18 protein-coding genes are annotated in these 16,615 nt (G+C 72.9%); 3 read left to right on the top strand and 15 right to left on the bottom strand.

What is annotated here, in order from left to right:
• Position 1 precedes the first annotated feature (1 nt).
• On the bottom strand, positions 2-451 hold the full coding sequence (locus tag FHX44_RS15140; protein WP_147256390.1) for a tripartite tricarboxylate transporter TctB family protein: 450 nt from the start codon (positions 449-451) through the stop codon (positions 2-4).
• A gap of 114 nt (positions 452-565) precedes the next feature.
• On the opposite strand from FHX44_RS15140, the gene FHX44_RS15135 reads away from it, so the two are divergent.
• Positions 566-1,471 (top strand): LysR substrate-binding domain-containing protein, encoded by a 906-nt coding sequence (locus FHX44_RS15135; RefSeq protein WP_147256389.1) that lies wholly within the window; start codon positions 566-568, stop codon positions 1,469-1,471.
• Here FHX44_RS15135 and FHX44_RS15130 read toward each other — a convergent pair.
• From FHX44_RS15130 to FHX44_RS15080, 11 genes are all read right to left on the bottom strand, one after another.
• Positions 1,447-1,971: a hypothetical protein gene (locus FHX44_RS15130; RefSeq protein WP_147256388.1), complete on the bottom strand. Its 525-nt coding sequence runs from the start codon at positions 1,969-1,971 to the stop codon at positions 1,447-1,449. The two genes, FHX44_RS15135 and FHX44_RS15130, sit on opposite strands and share 25 nt — an antisense overlap.
• Before the next feature lie 131 nt (positions 1,972-2,102).
• Positions 2,103-2,954, bottom strand: a complete 852-nt coding sequence (locus FHX44_RS15125; RefSeq protein WP_147256387.1) for a class II aldolase/adducin family protein — start codon at positions 2,952-2,954, stop codon at positions 2,103-2,105.
• A complete protein-coding gene (locus FHX44_RS15120) occupies positions 2,951-4,027 on the bottom strand; it encodes an ABC transporter permease (protein ID WP_147256386.1) in 1,077 nt (358 codons plus the stop codon). The genes FHX44_RS15125 and FHX44_RS15120 overlap by 4 nt, the downstream gene beginning before the upstream one ends.
• Entirely contained in the window at positions 4,024-5,025 is a 1,002-nt protein-coding gene (locus FHX44_RS15115; RefSeq protein ID WP_147256385.1) for an ABC transporter permease, read from the bottom strand. Before FHX44_RS15115 ends, FHX44_RS15120 begins: the two co-directional genes overlap by 4 nt.
• Positions 5,022-6,530 (bottom strand): sugar ABC transporter ATP-binding protein, encoded by a 1,509-nt coding sequence (locus FHX44_RS15110; protein WP_147256384.1) that lies wholly within the window; start codon positions 6,528-6,530, stop codon positions 5,022-5,024. The genes FHX44_RS15115 and FHX44_RS15110 overlap by 4 nt, the downstream gene beginning before the upstream one ends.
• On the bottom strand, positions 6,530-7,558 hold the full coding sequence (locus FHX44_RS15105) for an autoinducer 2 ABC transporter substrate-binding protein (RefSeq protein WP_147256383.1): 1,029 nt from the start codon (positions 7,556-7,558) through the stop codon (positions 6,530-6,532). The genes FHX44_RS15110 and FHX44_RS15105 overlap by 1 nt, the downstream gene beginning before the upstream one ends.
• Before the next feature lie 27 nt (positions 7,559-7,585).
• Positions 7,586-8,380, bottom strand: coding sequence for a DeoR/GlpR family DNA-binding transcription regulator (locus FHX44_RS15100; RefSeq protein ID WP_147256382.1), 795 nt, complete (start codon positions 8,378-8,380; stop codon positions 7,586-7,588).
• A 53-nt stretch (positions 8,381-8,433) separates the two neighbouring features.
• The gene (locus FHX44_RS15095; protein WP_212612483.1) at positions 8,434-10,407 is read right to left on the bottom strand and encodes a TRAP transporter permease; all 1,974 of its coding nucleotides are present in this window, start codon (positions 10,405-10,407) and stop codon (positions 8,434-8,436) included.
• Between the two features lie 7 nt (positions 10,408-10,414).
• Positions 10,415-10,831 (bottom strand): hypothetical protein, encoded by a 417-nt coding sequence (locus tag FHX44_RS15090; protein ID WP_212612482.1) that lies wholly within the window; start codon positions 10,829-10,831, stop codon positions 10,415-10,417.
• 58 nt (positions 10,832-10,889) lie between these two features.
• On the bottom strand, positions 10,890-11,864 hold the full coding sequence (locus FHX44_RS15085) for a TAXI family TRAP transporter solute-binding subunit (RefSeq protein WP_147256380.1): 975 nt from the start codon (positions 11,862-11,864) through the stop codon (positions 10,890-10,892).
• 124 nt (positions 11,865-11,988) lie between these two features.
• Positions 11,989-12,942, bottom strand: coding sequence for an aldo/keto reductase (locus FHX44_RS15080; protein ID WP_147256379.1), 954 nt, complete (start codon positions 12,940-12,942; stop codon positions 11,989-11,991).
• Between the two features lie 31 nt (positions 12,943-12,973).
• Between FHX44_RS15080 and FHX44_RS15075 the strand changes: the two genes are divergently transcribed.
• The gene (locus tag FHX44_RS15075) at positions 12,974-13,522 is read left to right on the top strand and encodes a DinB family protein (RefSeq protein ID WP_147256378.1); all 549 of its coding nucleotides are present in this window, start codon (positions 12,974-12,976) and stop codon (positions 13,520-13,522) included.
• Positions 13,523-13,526: 4 nt separating this feature from the next.
• Here the strand turns inward: FHX44_RS15075 and FHX44_RS15070 are convergent, their stop codons facing one another.
• Positions 13,527-13,787, bottom strand: coding sequence for a hypothetical protein (locus FHX44_RS15070; RefSeq protein ID WP_246170389.1), 261 nt, complete (start codon positions 13,785-13,787; stop codon positions 13,527-13,529).
• Between the two features lie 120 nt (positions 13,788-13,907).
• On the opposite strand from FHX44_RS15070, the gene FHX44_RS15065 reads away from it, so the two are divergent.
• Positions 13,908-14,750: an SCO6745 family protein gene (locus FHX44_RS15065; RefSeq protein ID WP_147256377.1), complete on the top strand. Its 843-nt coding sequence runs from the start codon at positions 13,908-13,910 to the stop codon at positions 14,748-14,750.
• 11 nt (positions 14,751-14,761) lie between these two features.
• On the opposite strand, the gene FHX44_RS15060 is transcribed toward FHX44_RS15065, so the two are convergent.
• Together FHX44_RS15060 and FHX44_RS15055 are read right to left on the bottom strand one after the other, a co-directional pair.
• Entirely contained in the window at positions 14,762-15,448 is a 687-nt protein-coding gene (locus tag FHX44_RS15060; protein ID WP_147256376.1) for a response regulator, read from the bottom strand.
• Positions 15,427-16,551 (bottom strand): sensor histidine kinase, encoded by a 1,125-nt coding sequence (locus FHX44_RS15055; RefSeq protein ID WP_147256375.1) that lies wholly within the window; start codon positions 16,549-16,551, stop codon positions 15,427-15,429. Before FHX44_RS15055 ends, FHX44_RS15060 begins: the two co-directional genes overlap by 22 nt.
• Positions 16,552-16,615 lie beyond the last annotated feature (64 nt).

The raw sequence follows: 16,615 nt of genomic DNA, 5'->3' as shown, positions 1-16,615 counted from the left end.
GTCAGCCGCCCACCAGCTCGGCCACCACGTCGTCGGGGAACCGGACCCCGAGCGCGGTGTCGAACAACAGGTAGAGCCCGACGGAACCGACGAGCGCCAGGCCCAGTGCCCACCGCCACGGCTCCCGGCCGAACACCCGCAGCCACAGCAGGAGCATGAGGAACGCCGGGAGCAGGAACCCGACCACCTCGAACGCCGCCACGAAGACGGCCAGCCCGCCGAGCCCGCCCGCGATCCGGGCCGAGCCGCGGGTGAACGGTTCGTAGTCCTCCGGGTCGTCGACCACCAGGAGCACGAGCCCCGTGCCGGTGAGCAGCAGCGCCACGACGAACGGCCACAGGCCGGGGCCGGGCGCTGTCAGCGACCCGAGCGAGAGCCCGACGGCGCCGACGCCCACGGCGAGGACGAGCAGCGGACCGATCCGGTGCAGCTGCCCACGCCACTGCTCCATCAGCACCTCTTCCCTGAGGCCGGATGTCTGATCAGCGACCGTATGCAGTGCGGGGTTGGCCAGTCCAATACAAGATGCGGCACGACTGAGACGGATGCGGTATCAATACTGGCCATGGAGCTGCGGCACCTGAGGGCCTTCGCCGCCGTGGCCGAGGAGCTGCACTTCGGGCGCGCCGCGGCGCGCCTGCACATCGCCCAGCCGCCGCTGTCGCAGCAGATCAAGTACCTGGAGCGCGACCTGGGAGTGCGGCTGCTCGAGCGCACCACCCGACGGGTCCGGCTCACCAACGCAGGCGTCGTCTTCCTCGAGCACGCCCGCCGCGTGCTCGCCGAGGCCGACCGTGCCCGGGAGTCGGTGCTGCTCACCGAGCAGGGCGAGCGCGGTGAGATCCGCGTCGGCCTGACCGGCGCGACGACGTGGCGGCTGCTGCCCCGGATGACCCGCGCCTACCGGGCGCGTTACCCACTCGTCCGCCTGTCGCTGCACCCGTCGGTGTTCAGCGGCGCGCAGATCGGCGGCCTGCTGGACGGCAGCATAGACGTGGCCCTGCTTCGCGCACCCGTGCCCGGGCCGCTGGCCAGCCGCACGGTCCTGGACGAGGAGCTCGTCGCCGTACTCCCCGACGACCACCCGCTCGCCGGCCGGCCGTCCGTCCCGCTGGCCGACCTGGCCGGGGAGAACTTCGTGAGCTATCCCGACCGCCAGGGCTCCAACTTGCGCGACACCGCGATGCGCGCCTGCGCCGAGGTCGGCTTCTGGCCGCGCGTCGTGCAGGAGGCACAGGACACCTACACGGTGGTTGCTCTGGTCGCCGCCGCCGTGGGCGTGGCGCTCCTTCCGGCGTCGGCGGAGTGGCTGCAGTTCGAGGGCGTCGCCTTCCGACCGGTCACGGGCGCCGACGTCCGCGTGCCCGTGGCCCTGACCTGGCGGCCCGGGGACGAGTCGCCGGTGCTCGGCGGCTTCCTGGCGGTGGCCGCCGAGATCTTCCCGGGTCAGTCCTGGCAGCGCCGCCGGTAGTAGGCGACGGTGACCGCCGCCAACAGCGGTGCCCACAGCAGCAGCGGCAGGTAGGACGCGATCATGAGCACCTTCCAGCCGTGGTGGGTGAACTGGAACGCGCCGAGCTCCGGGAAGTCGCGGAACGCGAACGCCCAGATCAGCGCCACCACCACCGCCCCGATCGAGGCGGGCACGACGGCGGCGAGCGGCGGCACGCGGCGGCCACCGAGCAGCGGAACCCAAGCCGGCACGCGCTCGCCCCACGGCCGCACCAGGCCGAGCGTCAGCAGTGCTGCGCCCTCGGTCACCAGGCTGAGCCCGATGAAGTAGGCGGGCTCCCACCACGCGAGGTGGACGCCGACGATCCCCATCGGGAAGCCGAGTGCGAGCGGGACGCGCCAGAGCCCGGAGGGCAGGGTCGTGAGCGGGACGAGGTGCGCGGCGACGGCCGCCCAGCGGGGGACGGGCCGCCCGTCCCGGCGGTCATCGGGGAGCCGCACCGCGGATGACGTGGCCATGCACCCAGCCTCGCGACGCCCGGCGGTGTCCACCTCCCGCGCGCGAGGGATCTCCGCCCCGCCCGCAGGGGAGGGACTTCAGCGGGTGGGCGTCTCCGCGATGAACCACCCGGCGTGGATGCCGACCGGCCTCATGGCCTGGAGCGCCCCAGAAGTGTGCGGCGGGCCGCCTCGTCGGGCCGCCCGGCGAGCTCGCGGGCGTGCTCGATCCCCAGCGGGGCGAGCGTGCCTGCGCCGAGACCCACCGAGCGGACGCGGGCCGCCTTCACCGCCATGGTGGTGATGGTCTCCACCTCGGAGGCGGTGGCCCCGAGCGCGACGATGCCGTGGTTGCCGAGCAGGACGAGCCGGGGTGCGACGCCGTCGCGGTCCAGCCGCTCGCGCACGGCTGTGTGGACGGCCGCACCGAGCGCGATGCCCGGTGCCGCGTAGGGCACCCACACCGGCTCGCCGAGCACCACCGCCTCGTCCGGGAAGAGCGGCGCCGACCACAGCTCCTCGGCCTCGCGCACCGCGAGCAGCCCGACCACGGCGGTCGGGTGCGTGTGCGCCACCCACGTGGCCCCGGCGGCGAGCGCGACGACGTGCACGAGCGTCTCGATCGACGCCCGTATCCGATTGCCTCCGCTTCGCTCAGGCGGGCTCGCGGGCCCTTCAGGCACCGCCCGCTCGCGCGAGCAGCCGGCAGTCCCATCCGCGCTTGCCGGCTCCGCGGCCGACAACAGCCGCGACAGCGTCTCCTGGTCGGTGCCGCCCTTCTCCAGCACGTCGACGAGCGCGGGCAGCTCGCCGACGACGAAGTCGCCCGCCTCGGCGAGGTCCATCCGCGACCCGCTCGCCTTCACGGCGAACCGGTCGCCGTCCAACCGGACCGAGGTGTTGCCCTCGGCCAGGACGACCAGGTCGGCCGCGGGGTCGCCGATCCGCCGGGTGAGCGCCACCAGCTCGTCCGGCACCTCGTCCGGGCGTACGGTGAACGTCACGCGAGCCTCCCGTAGCGGCGCAGTGCGAGCGTGTTGAGCAGGGCGGACAGCACGAGCACCAACCCGAGCGCGAGCAGCTGGTAACGGCTGCCCTCGGCGCCTTCCGGGAACGCGAGCAGCATCCCGGCGTTCAACCAGGTGATCAGCAGCGCCGCCACCAGCACGCCGCCGACGCGCCCGATCCCGCCCTGGATCGCGACGCCGCCCAGCACCGCAACGGTGATCGCGGGCAGTGCCATGCCGTTGCCCACGATGCCGGCGTCCGGGCGGGCGGAGGCGAACTGCCCGACCGTCACGACGGCCACCACGCCCGAGAGCAGCCCGGACAGCACGAACGCCGTGAACCGCGTGCGCGCCACCGACTGCGTGGCGTACGCGGCCGCGACGTCGTTGGTGCCCACCGCGTACAGCGACCGCCCGTATGTCGACCGGGACAGCACCACCCAGGCCAGCACGGCGCAGGGCAGCAGGATCGTGAACACGTGCAGGGGGACGGGCGGGAGCGGCGCCGGGAGGTTGACGTTCCTGGTCAGGGAGTGCAGTGCCACGACCGGCGGCGTGGAGATCGGCGCGTTCGCGTTGCTGATCAGCGCGAGCGAGCTGTACGCGTAGTACGTCGCGAGCGTCGCGATCAACGCCGGGAACCGCACGTAGGCCACGAGCGCCCCGTTGACGGCGCCGAGCAGCGCGCCCACGACGATGCACCCGAGGATCGACGGGAGCAGCGGCCATCCCCACACGCCGACCATGAACCCGAACACCATGCCGGCGAGCGAGACGATCGCGCCCACCGACAGGTCGATCCCGCCGCGGCCGGAGACGATCACGAACAGCTCCGCGACCGCCAGCAGCGCGAACGGCACCATCGACTCGAGCGCGTTGCCCAGGTAGCGCAGGTCGTACGGGGCCACGAGGTAGCCGCCCGCGCCGAGCACCCGGAACCACACGACCACCACGACCAGCAGCACCGCGAGCAGCACGATGCGCTCGGTCAGCCCGATCCGCAGCACCTTGGCCGCGAGTCCCTCGCCGCGGGTGCGCTCCGCGGGCGGGACGGTCTCGATCTCGGTCATCGGGCGCTCCTCCGCCGCTCGCGCAGCAGGTCGACCCCGACCGCCACGAGGATGAACAGGCCGATGAACAGCTGCGTGAGCTCCGAGGGCCACGAGAGCAGCGTGACGGCGCTGGACACGGTGCCCACCAGCAGCGCGCCCAGCAGGGTGCCCAGCACCGTGCCGCGGCCGCCGATGATGCTCGTGCCACCGATCACCACCGCGGCGATCACCCGCAGCTCCAGCCCGGTGCCCACGTTCTGCTGCACCAGCCCGCCGCTGCCGATGAGCACGCACGCCGCGAGCCCGACGCACGCCCCCGTGAGCACGTACGCGCTGATCTGCCGCCGCCGCACCCGCACTCCCGCGAGCCGCGCGGCGAACGCGTCGCCGCCGACCGCGTAGAGGTGCCGGCCGGTGGCCCAGTAGCGCATGTAGCACCACATGCCGGCCGCCAGCAGCAGCGTGAGCCACCAGGCCGTCGGCACCCCGAGCAGCCGGCCTTCCAGACCGCCGCCGATCGGGGCGAGCGTCGCGGGCACCCCGGCGACCTGCTCGGTGCCGAAGATCTGCAGCGAGACGAACCGGTAGATGTTGAGCGTGCCGAACGTGACGATGATCGGGTGGATGCCGCCGTAGGCCACCAGCAGGCCGTTGACGGCGCCGAGCACGAGCCCGATCACCACCGCGACGGCGACGGCCGGCAGGAACGGCAGGCCCGAGTCGCGCACCAGCAGCGCGACGATCACCATCACCACGGCGGCCTGGCTGCCCACCGAGACGTCGATCCCGGCGGTGACGATCACGGCCGTCATCCCGATCCCGACGAGCGCGATCGGGGCCACCGTGAAGAGGATGTTCTGCAGGTTGCCGGTGGTGAGGAACGTGTCGGTGACGAGCGAGAGCACCACCCACAGCAGGCCGACCACGGCGATGAGGGCGAGCTCCTGCCCCTCGATCGCCCGCACCCGCGGCCTGCGGCGCACCGGGGCCGCGACGTCCTTGGTCACAGTCGTCATGCGGCTGCCTCGCCCTCGTCGCCCGCTGCGGCCGCGAGCACGTCGGCCTGGCTCGCGCCCCGCTCGAACTCGCGCACCACAGCGCCCTTGCGCACCACCAGCACCCGGTCCGCGAGCTGCAGCACCTCCGGCAGATCCGTCGAGATGACGAGAACGGCGCTGCCGCCGTCGGCCAGCTCCAGGACGAGCCGGTGGATCTCCTCCTTCGCCCCCACGTCGACGCCCTGCGTGGGCTCCTCCAGCACGAGCACGCGGGGGGCGCGCACGAGCTGGCGGGCGAGCACGACCTTCTGCTGGTTGCCGCCGGACAGCGCCCCGACGGCGGTGTCCACATCGGGGGCCTTGATCGCGATGCGCCGCAGGAAGTCCTCCGCGATCGAGCGCTCGCGGCGCCGGTCGAACCAGAAGCCCAGCTTGGCCAGATGACGCAGGTGGGCGCTGGAGATGTTGAACGCGATCGACTTGTTCGCGAACACGCCCTGCTGCTTGCGGTTGCCGGGCAGCATCGCGATCCCGGCCGACGATGCGTCCTGCGGCGAGTGCAGCCGCACCTCCCGGCCGTCGACCCGCACGGTGCCCGTGTCGGCCGGGCTCACGCCGTAGAGGGCGCGGGCGATCGAGTCCGTGCCCGAGCCGATGAGGCCGTAGAGCGCCACCACCTCCGCCGGTCGCACCGTCAGGTCGAGGCCGGTGAACGCCCCGGATCGGCCGAGCCCGGCCACCATGAGCACCGGCTCGCCGGTCGGGGCGGGCCGGTCGGCGGTGGCCGATCCCAGCTCGTGGCCGACCATCAGCTCGGCCACCTGCCGCACGGTCAGCTCGCTCGTCGGCCGGCTGGCGACCACCTCGCCGTCGCGCAGCACGGTGACCCGGTCGCTGATCTGCGCCAGCTCGTCGAGCCGGTGGGAGATGTAGATGATCCCGACGCCTGCCGCACGCAGGTTCCGGACCACGCCGAACAGCACCTCGATCTCCCGGTCGGTGAGGATCGCCGACGGCTCGTCGAGGATCAGCACCTTCGCCGAGTGCGCGAACGCCTTGGCGATGGACACGAGCTGCTGCTCGGCCACCGGGAGGTCGGCGACGCGGACGTCGCCGATCGCCGGGTCGAGGCCGATCTGGGTCAGCAGCTCGCTCACCCGGGTTCGCTGCGTCGCCCAGTCCACGCGTCCGCTCGCCCGCAGCTCCCGGCCGAGGAACACGTTCTCGGCCACGGTGAGCTCGCCGAACAGGTGCGGCTCCTGGTAGACGGTGGCGATCCCCGCCTCCATGGCCGCCTGGGTGCTCCCGCCGGTGAGCGGGGCTCCGTCGATCTCGGCCGTGCCCTCGTCCGCCAGCTCGGCACCGGACACGATCTTGATCAGCGTGGACTTGCCTGCGCCGTTCTCACCGACGAGCGCGTGCACCTCGCCGGCGAGAACGTCGAGGTCGACGCCCCGCAGCGCCCGCACGCCGCCGTAGCGCTTCTGGACGCCGCGCAGCCGCAGAAGGACGTCGCCGGCCATCAGTACTCGTAGTTGTTCACGTTGTCGTTCGTGATCCGCAGCGGGTCACCGAGCAGCAGCATCTTCTCGTTCGCGTCCCACGCCACGGCCGGGAGCTGGTCGTTCACCGCGTTCGACGCCTGGAACGGCGTGCCGGACGCGACCTGCAGGCCGGCCCACGCGGTGAGGTAGCCGAGCTGCTCGACGTCCCAGAGGATCGCCGCGGACGACGAGCCGTTCTCCAGGTACTGCTTCATCGACTGCGGCGTACCCAGCCCGACGGTGAAGACCTGCCCGATCTTGCCGGCCTCGGTCACGGCCTTCGCCACGCCAGGGGCGGACGCCGTGCACTCACCGACGAGGCCCTTGAGGTCGGGGTGGGCGTTCATCAGGTCCTTCGCCATCGTGACCGACTGCGCCTCGTCCTCACCCGCGTACACGATGTCGACGATCTGGGCGTTCGGGTACTTCTCGGCGGTCACCTGCTTCTGGACCTCGATCCAGGAGTTGAGGTTCGCCGCCGTCTGCCCGCAGGAGACGATCGCGTACTTCCCGGAGCCGCCCATCGCCTCCAGCAGGGCGTCGGTGAGCGCGGTGCCGATGCCCTCCGGCGTGGCCTGGTTGACGAACGCCTCGCGCACGGAGTTGGGCGCGTCGGTGTCGCTCGTCATGACCTTGATGCCGGCGTCGGCGGCCTCCTGCAGCACCGGGGCCATCGAGTCGGGGTCGTTCGGTGCGACCACGAGGACGTCCACCCGCTGCTGGATGAGCGAGTTGACGATCTCGGTCTGGGCACCGGGGTCGGCCGTCGAGGAGCCGCGGTAGATCCACTCGATGCCGAGCTCCTGCGCGGCCTTCTGCCCGCCGGTGTTCATCGCCTCGAAGTAGGGGATGCCCTGCAGCTTGGGCACGAACGCGACGCTGACTCTGTCCTCGCCGCCTCCGCCGCCCCCGCCCCCGCCACCGGGGTTCTGCTGGGTGCAGCCGGTGAGGGCGAGCGCCCCCGCCGCTGCCACGGCCAATGCCGCGGTGATGCGCCTGCTGAGCATCCTCGCTCCCTTCCTCCGCGCCTGTGGTCAGGCGGACGTCTTGTGCGTGTCGTCGACGGGCAACCGGTTGATCTCGACGCCCTGCTCCGCGAACCCGGCGAGCGCGTCGGGGGCGGCTCCGTCGTCGGTGAAGAGCCCCGTGATCCGCTGGGTGGGCACGAAGCTGTGCAGCGCGAACCGGCCGATCTTGGACGAGTCGAAGAGGCCGTAGACCTCCGCGCACGCCGCGGCCAGCCTCCGCTTCACCGTGGTCTCCTCCACCGAGAGCTCCATCAGGCCGTGCTCGCGGGAGAGCCCGCGGATCCCGAAGAAGCCCATGGTCAGGCGCCCGCGGCTCACCACGACGTCGCCGAAGTCGCCGACGAGCGACCACGACGATCGCCGCAGCGTGCCCCCGGGGAGCACGACGGTGACCCCGCTGTCGCTCAGCAACTCGGCGGCGCGCAGGCCGTTGGTGACCACGATCAGGCTGCGCCGTCCGCGCAGCTCGTGCGCGAGGTGGTAGCAGGTCGTGCTGCAGTCGAGCGCGATCGCGGCACCGTCGGGCACGATCGCGGCCGCGGCGCGTGCGATGGCGGCCTTCGCCGCCGTGCCGTGGCGCAGGCGCATCTCGAACGCGCCCTCGTCGGCCCCGTCGGCCGTGACGGCGCCGCCGCGCACCCGCGCGAGCAGGTGCCTGCGCTCCAGCACCTCGAGGTCCTTGCGGATCGTCACCGCGGTGACGCCGAAGCGGCGGACGAGGTCGGCGACGCTCACCCGGCCGTCGACGTCGAGCAGGCGCAGCACTTCCTGCTGCCGCTCGTGCTCCGCGATGCCCGCCACGGGCGAACCGTAGGAAGCACCGCCGTAACCGTCAATGAACAGTTTGGTAACTGCTAACGGTTGGCTTTCGATTGGTTGTCAGTCGCTTTCTTTCGAAGGCGTACCACGTGCACTCCGATGCCGGCCAGCGCCGCGAGGACGCCGATCCCGAGCGAGAGCGGCGCCATCACCAGCAGCGCGACCGCGGCAACCGCGAACAGCACCCGTTCGGGCCAGCCCGCGGGACCGGCGAGCCAGGCCCCGGTGACGACGGCCAGCGCGGCCACGGCGGCGGCTGCCGCGAGCGTCGCGACCAGCACGGTGCCTGCGCCGCCCTCGAACAGCAGCCCCACACCCTGGGGCGAGAGCACCACGACGAACGGGACGAGGAACGCGGGCAGCGTGTACTTCCACGTGAGCCACATCGTCCGCACCGGGCGCCCACCCGTGATCGCCGAGGCCGCGAACGGCGACAGTGCCGTCGGTGGGGACACCTCGGACAGCACCGCGTAGTAGAAGATGAACATCGCCGCGGCGTAGGCGGGCACGCCCACGTTCTGCAGCGCCGGGCCGATGATCACCCAGGAGATGATGAAGCTCGCCGTCACCGGCACCGCGAGCCCGAGCAGCACCACCGAGACGGCCGAGTAGATCGCGGTGAGCACGAGGCTCCCGCCCGCGAGCGCCACGATGATCCCGGCCAGCTTCAGCCCGAGCCCGGTGAGCGTCATGACCCCGACGATGATCCCGGCCACCGCCATCACCGCGATCACGGACAGCGCCCCGGTCGCGCCCGCGGCGAGCGCCTCGCCGATGCGCCGTGGCGTCATCCACGCGCTGCGCTCGAGGAAGCTCAGCACGAACGCGAGCGCCGTGGCGTAGACGACCGCGCGGAACGGCGTCAGGCCGAGCGCCATGAACACGACGATCGCCACCAGCGAGCTGAAGTGGTAGCCGAACCGCAGCAGCAGTGCACCCGCGGGGCGGACGTCGATGTCGATCGCGTGGGTGCGGTAGCGCCGGGCGTCCATCTCGACCGCGAGGATGATCCCCAGGTAGTACAGCAGGGTGGGGATGGTCGCCCAGATCAGCACCTGCAGGTAGGAGACGTTCAACAGCTCGGCGATGATGAACGCCGCCGCGCCCAGCGTGGGCGGGGAGAGGATCGCGCCGATGCCGGCCGCGGCGAGCACGGCCCCGCCGTGTTCCTGCGGGTAGCCCGCCTTGCGCAGCAGCGGCCACGCCACGCCCCCGAGCGTCACGGTGGTGGCCACCCCTGAGCCCGACACCGTGCCGAGCAGGAACCCGGCGAGCGTCACGGTGCGCCCGGGCCCGGCCCCCGACTGCCCGAACGCGGCGAACGACAGGTCGATGAAGAACCGGGTGGCCCCCGACGCGGTGAGCACCGCGCCGTAGAGCGTGAACAGGATGATGTAGGTGGCCGCGACCTCCATGGGCACGCCGAACACGCCCTGCGTGCCCATCATGTTGTGGCCGACCAGGCGCTCCCAGGTGAAGGACGACGTGGCGAACGGGCCGGGGAAGTACGGGCCGAAGTAGGCGTAGGCGAGGAAGCCGACCACCACCAGCGGCACCACGAGGCCCACGGTGCGCCGCGCCGCCTCCAGCACCAGCAGGATCGCGAGCGTGCCCATCACGACGTCGAGATCGGTGGGCACCACCGCGCGCCGGAAGAACGAGTCCCAGTCCGCCACGATGTAGGCGAACGGCACGAGTGCCACGACGGCGAGCAGCCAGTCCAGCAGGTGGGGGTTGTCCGTGGTGGATCCCCGCGAGCCTCCCCAGCCGCGGTAGACCAGGAACGTCAACGCCAGCCCGACCGCGAGGAACGAGGGCAGGTACTGCTGCGCGGGCATCGGGTTGAACACCCACCACAGGCCGTACAGCGTGAGGATCGCGCCCAGCACCTGCACCACCCGCAACGGCAGGCCGGAGAGCCGCCGTGCCGGCTTCTCCGCCTCGTACTCGGCGAGCAGTGCCTCCTCGTCGACAGCGGGTGCCTCGTCGCCGTCGGGGCGTGTGGTCATGGCACTACTACTCCTCGACATCGAGAACCACGGTGACCTCGTCGGTCACCAGCGGGGGGAGCGGGACGGGCGCGTGCCCCGGGACGTGCAGCGTGCGCTCGCCGAGCGCCGTGGCGGCGATCGCCAGCTCGCCGAACACCGGGTGGTCGCGCGGTCGGGCCACCCAGCGCCTGCGGTCACCGCCCGGTGCCGCGCGCACCGGCCCTGGCACGGCGTAGTACTCCTCCAGCACCGCGAGCTGGTCGGCCGCCAGTTCGACCAGCCCGAACCGCCCGCCGTCCCGCACGTGGTAGCGCTCCTCGGCGACCGTGCCGTAGACGGAGTTGCGGTAGCTCACGGCGAACTCCGCCGCCGGCAGCGGGACCCGCGTCAGCAGCGCCCCGTCGCTGTCCCGCACGGTGAGAGCGGGCCCCTGCTCCGCCACGGCACATCCCGACCCGAGCACGCCCGCGGCCAGGACCGCCAGGCACGCGGCCGCCCGGTCAGCCCGTGGCCTGATCGAAGTAGGCCTTCGCACCGGGGCACACCTCGACGAACCCGACGTCGCCCGCCGTGGCCGGGTCGAGGTCGTTGGCGGCCGGGTGCACGGCCGCGAGCTGCGCCTTGCTCTCGAAGATCGTGCGCGTGATGTCCTGCTGCAGCTGCTGCGGCATGTCGGAGCGCACGATCAGCACGTTCGGCACCACGACCTGCGGGCTGGGTTCCGCCTGGCCCTGGTACGTGTTCGCCGGGATGTCCTCGCTGATGTAGTACGGACCGAACGTCGAGGCCAGCTCGTCCGCGTACTCCCCGGTCGGGATCACCACCATCTGGCCGGTCGTCGCCAGGTCGACCAGCGCTCCGGTGGGCAGGCCGCCGGACCAGAAGCCGGCGTCGATCGTGCCGTCGCGCAGGGCCTGTGCGGTCTCGCCGGCACCGAGCTGGCTGCGCTGGATGTCGGTCTCGGGGTTGATCCCGGCCGCCTCCAGGATCCGCAGCGCGATCACCTCGGTGCCCGAGCCGGGCGAGCCGACCGACACCCGTTTCCCGCGCAGGTCCGCGACGGTGCGGATGCCGGTGCCGCTCGTGGTGACGGTCTGGGTGAAGTTGTTGTAGAGCTTGCCGAGCGTGCAGATGGTGATCTCGCGGCCCTCGAACTGGGCCTTGCCACCCACCGCGTCGGCCACCGTGTCGCCGAGCGCGAAGGCGATGTCGGCCCCGCCGTCCTGCACCAGCAGCACGTTGTCGACCGACGCGTTGGTCTCCTGGGCGGTGGCCGTGACGCCGAGCTTCTCCGAGAGCACGGTGGCCATGCCGCCGCCGTACGGGTAGTAGACGCCGCCGGTTCCCCCGGTGGCGATGGACAGCGACCTGTCCGCGCCCGGAGCCGCGGTCTCCCCACCACCGCACGCGGCGAGGAGCAGCGCTCCCGCGGCGGCGAAGACGGCCAGGCTCCGACGCTGGGTGGTGACGACCATGGCACCTCCTGCTGTTCGTGATCACGAAACATCGCACACGCCACGGACGTTGTCCACGCGCCCGGAGCACCTTGGAGCCGTACCGTTGCCTCCCCGCCACCTAGTGCTCCCCGGCGGGACGCGGTCAGCTCCAGGCGCGGGCCGAGCGGGCCGACCAGTACGTGGCCGGGGCCTGCGCCAGTGCCTCCAGTTCGGTCAGCACCCGTGCGGGGAGGGATACCCCGGTGGATGCCGCGTTGCTCGCGACCTGTGCCGGATCGACCGCCCCGGAGAGCACGCACCACGTCCAGGGCTGGGCGAGCGCGGCGGCGATCGCGAGTTGGTCCAGTGACACACCCAGCTCCGCGGCGAGCGCCACCGCGCGGGGAGGCGCGTCGGGAGCTCCGGGTGTGAGGCGCCCGTTCGCGACGGCCTCCTTGACGATCACCCGGGCGCCTGCGTGGGCGGCCTCGGCGAGCGCGGGACCGACCGAGGGCTCCAGCACGTTCCACGTGGACTGCACCGAGGTGAACAGCGGTGCCCCGCCGACCCGGATGTCGAGCGCCCGGCGCACGGCGTCGGCCTGCGCGGGACCGGAGGTGGACAGGCCGACCCGCACCCCGCGGTCGCGCAGCCCGGCGAGCGCCCGGTGCAGGGCCGCGTCGTCGAGCGCGCCGCTGTCGAGCGTGGCGGAGTGCACGTGGTAGACCGCCAGACGCGGTCCGAGCAGTGCCGCGGTCTCGGCGAGCTGCTCGGTGAAGGCCGCGAGCGAGTGGTCCTTGACCTCGTGCACGGGCGCGTCGAGCCGCCACTCGCCCACGTACCGGTAACCCCACTTCGACCCGATCTCGACGTCGTCGACCTCCGGGTGGTGGGCCAGCCAGCCGGCGAGGAACTCCTCCGCCCGCCCGTAGGAGCGGGCCACGTCGATGTAGCGGATGCCGGCGGCGTACGCGGCGTCGAGGACGGCCTCGGTGCGGGCCCGCAGGTCGGAGACGCCGCGGTGCGGGCCGAGGTCGGTGGCCCGGCCCGAGGTGATGTAGGCGGGGCGGGCGACGGCGGCGAGACCGATGCCCAATCGCGTGGTACCGGCCGTCACGGGCGCGTAGCTTACGCCGGGGGTGATCGGGATGAGCGTGCTCGGATCCGCGGGCCTGCCGCCGCTCGCAGGCGAGGACCACGTCTGCGCGGACTGTGCGATGTCCTACGCAGGCACCGGCCTCGAGGCGGCCGTGCGCGCGCTGCACTCGGTTCCGGCCGACGTCCGGGGCGCCGCGCTCGCCGTGCCCGACGCGCACCGGCGGGTGCGCCCGGATCCGGCGACCTGGTCGGTGGTGGAGTACGCCTGCCACGTCCGGGACGTGTTCGCCTCGTTCACGATCCGGTTGCACCGCATCAGCACCGAGGACGTGCCGGCGCTGGAACCGATGTTCGCCGACCTGCGGGTCGTGCGGTTCCGCTACAACGACGCCGACCTCGACGCGGTGCTGGCCGAGCTGGACGTGCACGTCGCCGGGTTCCTGGACGAGATCGCGGCGACCACCGGCTGGGACCGCACCGCCACCCGGCGACCCGGCGAGCTGCGCACCGCGCGCTGGCTGGTGCGCCACGGCCTGCACGAGGCCCGGCACCACACGAACGACATCGCCGCGGTGGGCCGGGCCGTGGCCGGCAGCTAGAGCACTAGCGCGCGGCCGCGATCGCCTCCCGGCCTGCGGCCGTCAGCTGCACCGGCACGCGCCCGCCGTCGCCTGCCGGGCGGATCATGCCGCTGCGCACGAGCGCGCGGGCGGCCATGTGGTCGCAGCAGGCGAATCCGTCGATGAAGAAGTCCGGCTCGACGCTCCCGGTGCACTCCACCCGGCCGTCTGCGACGGCGTGCAGGAGCCGCAGGTCGCGGTTGGACATTCCGGTGGGGACATCGTCGACCAGTGCCGCTCGCATGGGTGCCTCCATGTGCTCCGCCCGACCTGCGTATCGAGCACCATACTGATCGTTCAACAATCCGGCAATCCCCTGATCCTGATGCTTGTCCTCGCCGTCGTCGAGCGGTAGACCGCAGTGATGGCGGAACGGGCGCTCCTGGAGCGCGAGCTGTGGCGGACCCTGGAGGCGGTGCACGCGGTCGTGTACTTCGCACCTGGTGCGAAGGCGGCGTACGGGGCGCTGGGCCTGCGCGGGTACTGGATGGGCTACTTCGCCTCCCGCTCCGCGGCGCTGGGTACACCGGGCCCGCGCCTGGTCACCGCGCTCTTCTACGGGTTCGCGCCACGGATGGTGGAGCGGGCGCTGCCCGATGCGTGGGCGTTCGCCGACCGCGCGCGGGTGCTCGACACCCGGTCGGAGCTCGCCCGGTCGGCGCTCGCCGAGCACGCAGGCGACGGGCTCGCGGACGCTGCCGACCTGCTCGCCTCCGTGCTCGCCGCGCTCGACGTCGCCGGACGGCCGCTCGCGGCCGCGCACCTGGACGTCCCGGTGCCTGCCGACCCGCTGTCCCGGATCTGGCACGCCGCGACCGTGCTGCGGGAGTACCGCGGTGACGGGCACGTGGCCGAGCTCGTCGCGGCACAGGTGGACGGCGCGGAGTGTCATCTCCTGCACGGGGGTTCGCTGGTCTCGCAGCAGCGGGAGTTCCGGGGCTGGACCGAGGAGGAATGGGCGGACGCGGGCGAGCGGCTGCGCGCCCGCGGGCTGCTCGACGCCGCCGGCGAGAAGACGCCTCGCGGCCACGAGCTGCGCACCGAGATCGAGCGGGGCACCGATCGATCGGCGGCGGCCGCCCTGCGCACGCTCGGCGCCTCCGAGCTGCGGGAGCTGTGCGACGGGCTCCGTCCCGTCGCCGAGTCGCTGGCGAACTCGGGCGCCGTGCCCTACCCGAACGCGATGGGCGTCGCCCGGCCGGCGTGAGCCGCCTAGTTCTAGTCGAGCATCCCCGCGTCGTGGGCGAGCAGCGCGATCTGGACGCGGTTGTTCAGGTCGAGCTTCGTGAGGATGTTCGAGACGTGGGTCTTCACGGTGGGCACCGCGAGGTGCAGCAGCGCGCCGATCTCGGCGTTCGAACGGCCCTGCCCCACCGCGACGGCGACGTCGCGCTCGCGGTCGTTGAGCAGCGCGAGCCGGGCCCGGGCCCGGTCGCGGCGGCGGTCGTGGTCGCTCTCCGCGACGCGGGCGATCAGCCGCCGCGTGACATCGGGTGAGAGCACCGGTCTGCCCCGGGCGACGAGGCGCACCGCAGCCACGATCTCCTCGGGCGGGGTGTCCTTGAGCAGGAAGCCGGCCGCCCCCGCCCGCAGCGCGCGCAGGACGTGGTGATCGGCGTCGAACGTGGTCAGCACGATGACCTCGGGCGCTCGCCCACGGGCACGCAGCGCCTCGGTGGCGGCGAGGCCGTCCATCCCGGGCATCCGGATGTCCATGAGCACGACGGCGGGCGCGTGCCGGTCGACGAGCGGGAGCACCTCGGTGCCGTCCCCGGCCTCCGCGACCACGCGGATGTCCGGCGTGCCACCGAGCATCATCGTCAGGCCCGCGCGCACGAGCGGGTCGTCGTCGACGATCAGCACGTCGACGGGATCGTCCGGGATCACGTCGGCCACGGTAGCCATGCCGCCACCCGCCAGCCGGCGGCATCGGTCGGGCCGTGCTCCAGCCGGCCCCCGGCCAGCCCGACGCGTTCGGCGAGGCCGGTGAGCCCCTGCCCCGGTGCCCCTGCCGGTCGCGTCCGCTCCGGTGCGCCGTTCTCGACCTCGACCGTGAGGCCCGACCCGGCGGAGCCGCCGACGGCGACGGTCACGGGGGTCCCGGGTGCGTGCTTGCGGGCGTTCGTCAGGGCCTCCTGCGCCACCCGGTACACCGTGCGCCCGACGGTGTCCGGTGGCGCTCCCGCGACGTCGTCGCGCAGCTCCACGTCCATCCCGGCGCGCCGGGACTCGGCCACCAGCTCGGGGATGTCGGCGACGGTCGGCTGGGGGAGCTCTCCCACCGGCGCCCGCAGCACCCCGATCACCTCCCGGAGGTCCTGCAGCGCCTGGTGGGCGCTCTCCCGGATCACCCGCGCCGCCCTGGCGATGTCCTCGGCCGGGGCGTCGGGGCGGTACTCCAGGGCCCCGGCGTGCACGCTGAGCAGCGACAGCCGGTGCCCCAGGACGTCGTGCATCTCGCGCGCGACGGCCTCGCGGGCCTCCATCTGGGCCTGCTCGGTGCGCAGCCGGGCCTCGCTGCGTGCCCGCGCGACCAGCTGGCGCTGGTGGTGGATGGCGACGCCCCACCCGTAGGCGGCGCTCTGGGTCGCGACCCCGATCGTGATCATGACGATCTGGGGGATCTCGGGCTCGGGCCGCACGACCGTGTAGACCAGCGCCGCGACCAGGCTCAGCGCGAACACCGCGACGGAGACCCGCCGCGAACGGTGCACGGCCACCGTGAACAGCGCGGCGAGCATCGCACCGGCCACCAGCTCCGAGATCGCCGAAGCGGCCACGAGCACCACGGAGAGCAGCAGCGGCATGCGCCGGCGCAGCCACAGCGCCGCACAGCCCAGTGCGCCGACCACCTGGTCGAGCTCGAACAGCCACTCCGGCAGCACGGGCGAGCCTGCCCGCTGGGCGGCCGTGAACAACCCGAACAGCACGGCGAGCGCGAAGATCGTGGTGTCCACGATCCAGTCGCGCCTGCTGCGCCGCGCGCCGTTCCCGGTGGTCCCGTCCATCGTGGAGCGAGCCTACGGTCGCCTGATCGTCGGCGACGGCCACTCCCGACGCGGCGGTACCGAG

Origin of the sequence: Pseudonocardia hierapolitana, from assembly GCF_007994075.1 — a bacterium.
In the GTDB taxonomy this organism is placed as follows: Bacteria; Actinomycetota; Actinomycetes; order Mycobacteriales; family Pseudonocardiaceae; genus Pseudonocardia; species Pseudonocardia hierapolitana.
This window is presented reverse-complemented; position numbering and strand designations above follow the sequence as displayed.

Excerpts from the sequence above, each read along its gene's own strand:
- FHX44_RS15140 (WP_147256390.1), bottom strand. The coding sequence starts at position 451 with ATGGAGCAGTGGCGTGGGCAGCTGCACCGGATCGGTCCGCTGCTCGTC.
- FHX44_RS15135 (WP_147256389.1), top strand. The coding sequence starts at position 566 with ATGGAGCTGCGGCACCTGAGGGCCTTCGCCGCCGTGGCCGAGGAGCTG.
- FHX44_RS15130 (WP_147256388.1), bottom strand. The coding sequence starts at position 1,971 with ATGGCCACGTCATCCGCGGTGCGGCTCCCCGATGACCGCCGGGACGGG.
- FHX44_RS15120 (WP_147256386.1), bottom strand. The coding sequence starts at position 4,027 with ATGACCGAGATCGAGACCGTCCCGCCCGCGGAGCGCACCCGCGGCGAG.
- FHX44_RS15115 (WP_147256385.1), bottom strand. The coding sequence starts at position 5,025 with ATGACGACTGTGACCAAGGACGTCGCGGCCCCGGTGCGCCGCAGGCCG.
- FHX44_RS15110 (WP_147256384.1), bottom strand. The coding sequence starts at position 6,530 with ATGGCCGGCGACGTCCTTCTGCGGCTGCGCGGCGTCCAGAAGCGCTAC.
- FHX44_RS15105 (WP_147256383.1), bottom strand. The coding sequence starts at position 7,558 with ATGCTCAGCAGGCGCATCACCGCGGCATTGGCCGTGGCAGCGGCGGGG.
- FHX44_RS15095 (WP_212612483.1), bottom strand. The coding sequence starts at position 10,407 with ATGACCACACGCCCCGACGGCGACGAGGCACCCGCTGTCGACGAGGAG.
- FHX44_RS15085 (WP_147256380.1), bottom strand. The coding sequence starts at position 11,864 with ATGGTCGTCACCACCCAGCGTCGGAGCCTGGCCGTCTTCGCCGCCGCG.
- FHX44_RS15075 (WP_147256378.1), top strand. The coding sequence starts at position 12,974 with ATGAGCGTGCTCGGATCCGCGGGCCTGCCGCCGCTCGCAGGCGAGGAC.
- FHX44_RS15070 (WP_246170389.1), bottom strand. The coding sequence starts at position 13,787 with ATGCGAGCGGCACTGGTCGACGATGTCCCCACCGGAATGTCCAACCGC.
- FHX44_RS15065 (WP_147256377.1), top strand. The coding sequence starts at position 13,908 with ATGGCGGAACGGGCGCTCCTGGAGCGCGAGCTGTGGCGGACCCTGGAG.
- FHX44_RS15060 (WP_147256376.1), bottom strand. The coding sequence starts at position 15,448 with ATGGCTACCGTGGCCGACGTGATCCCGGACGATCCCGTCGACGTGCTG.
- FHX44_RS15055 (WP_147256375.1), bottom strand. The coding sequence starts at position 16,551 with ATGGACGGGACCACCGGGAACGGCGCGCGGCGCAGCAGGCGCGACTGG.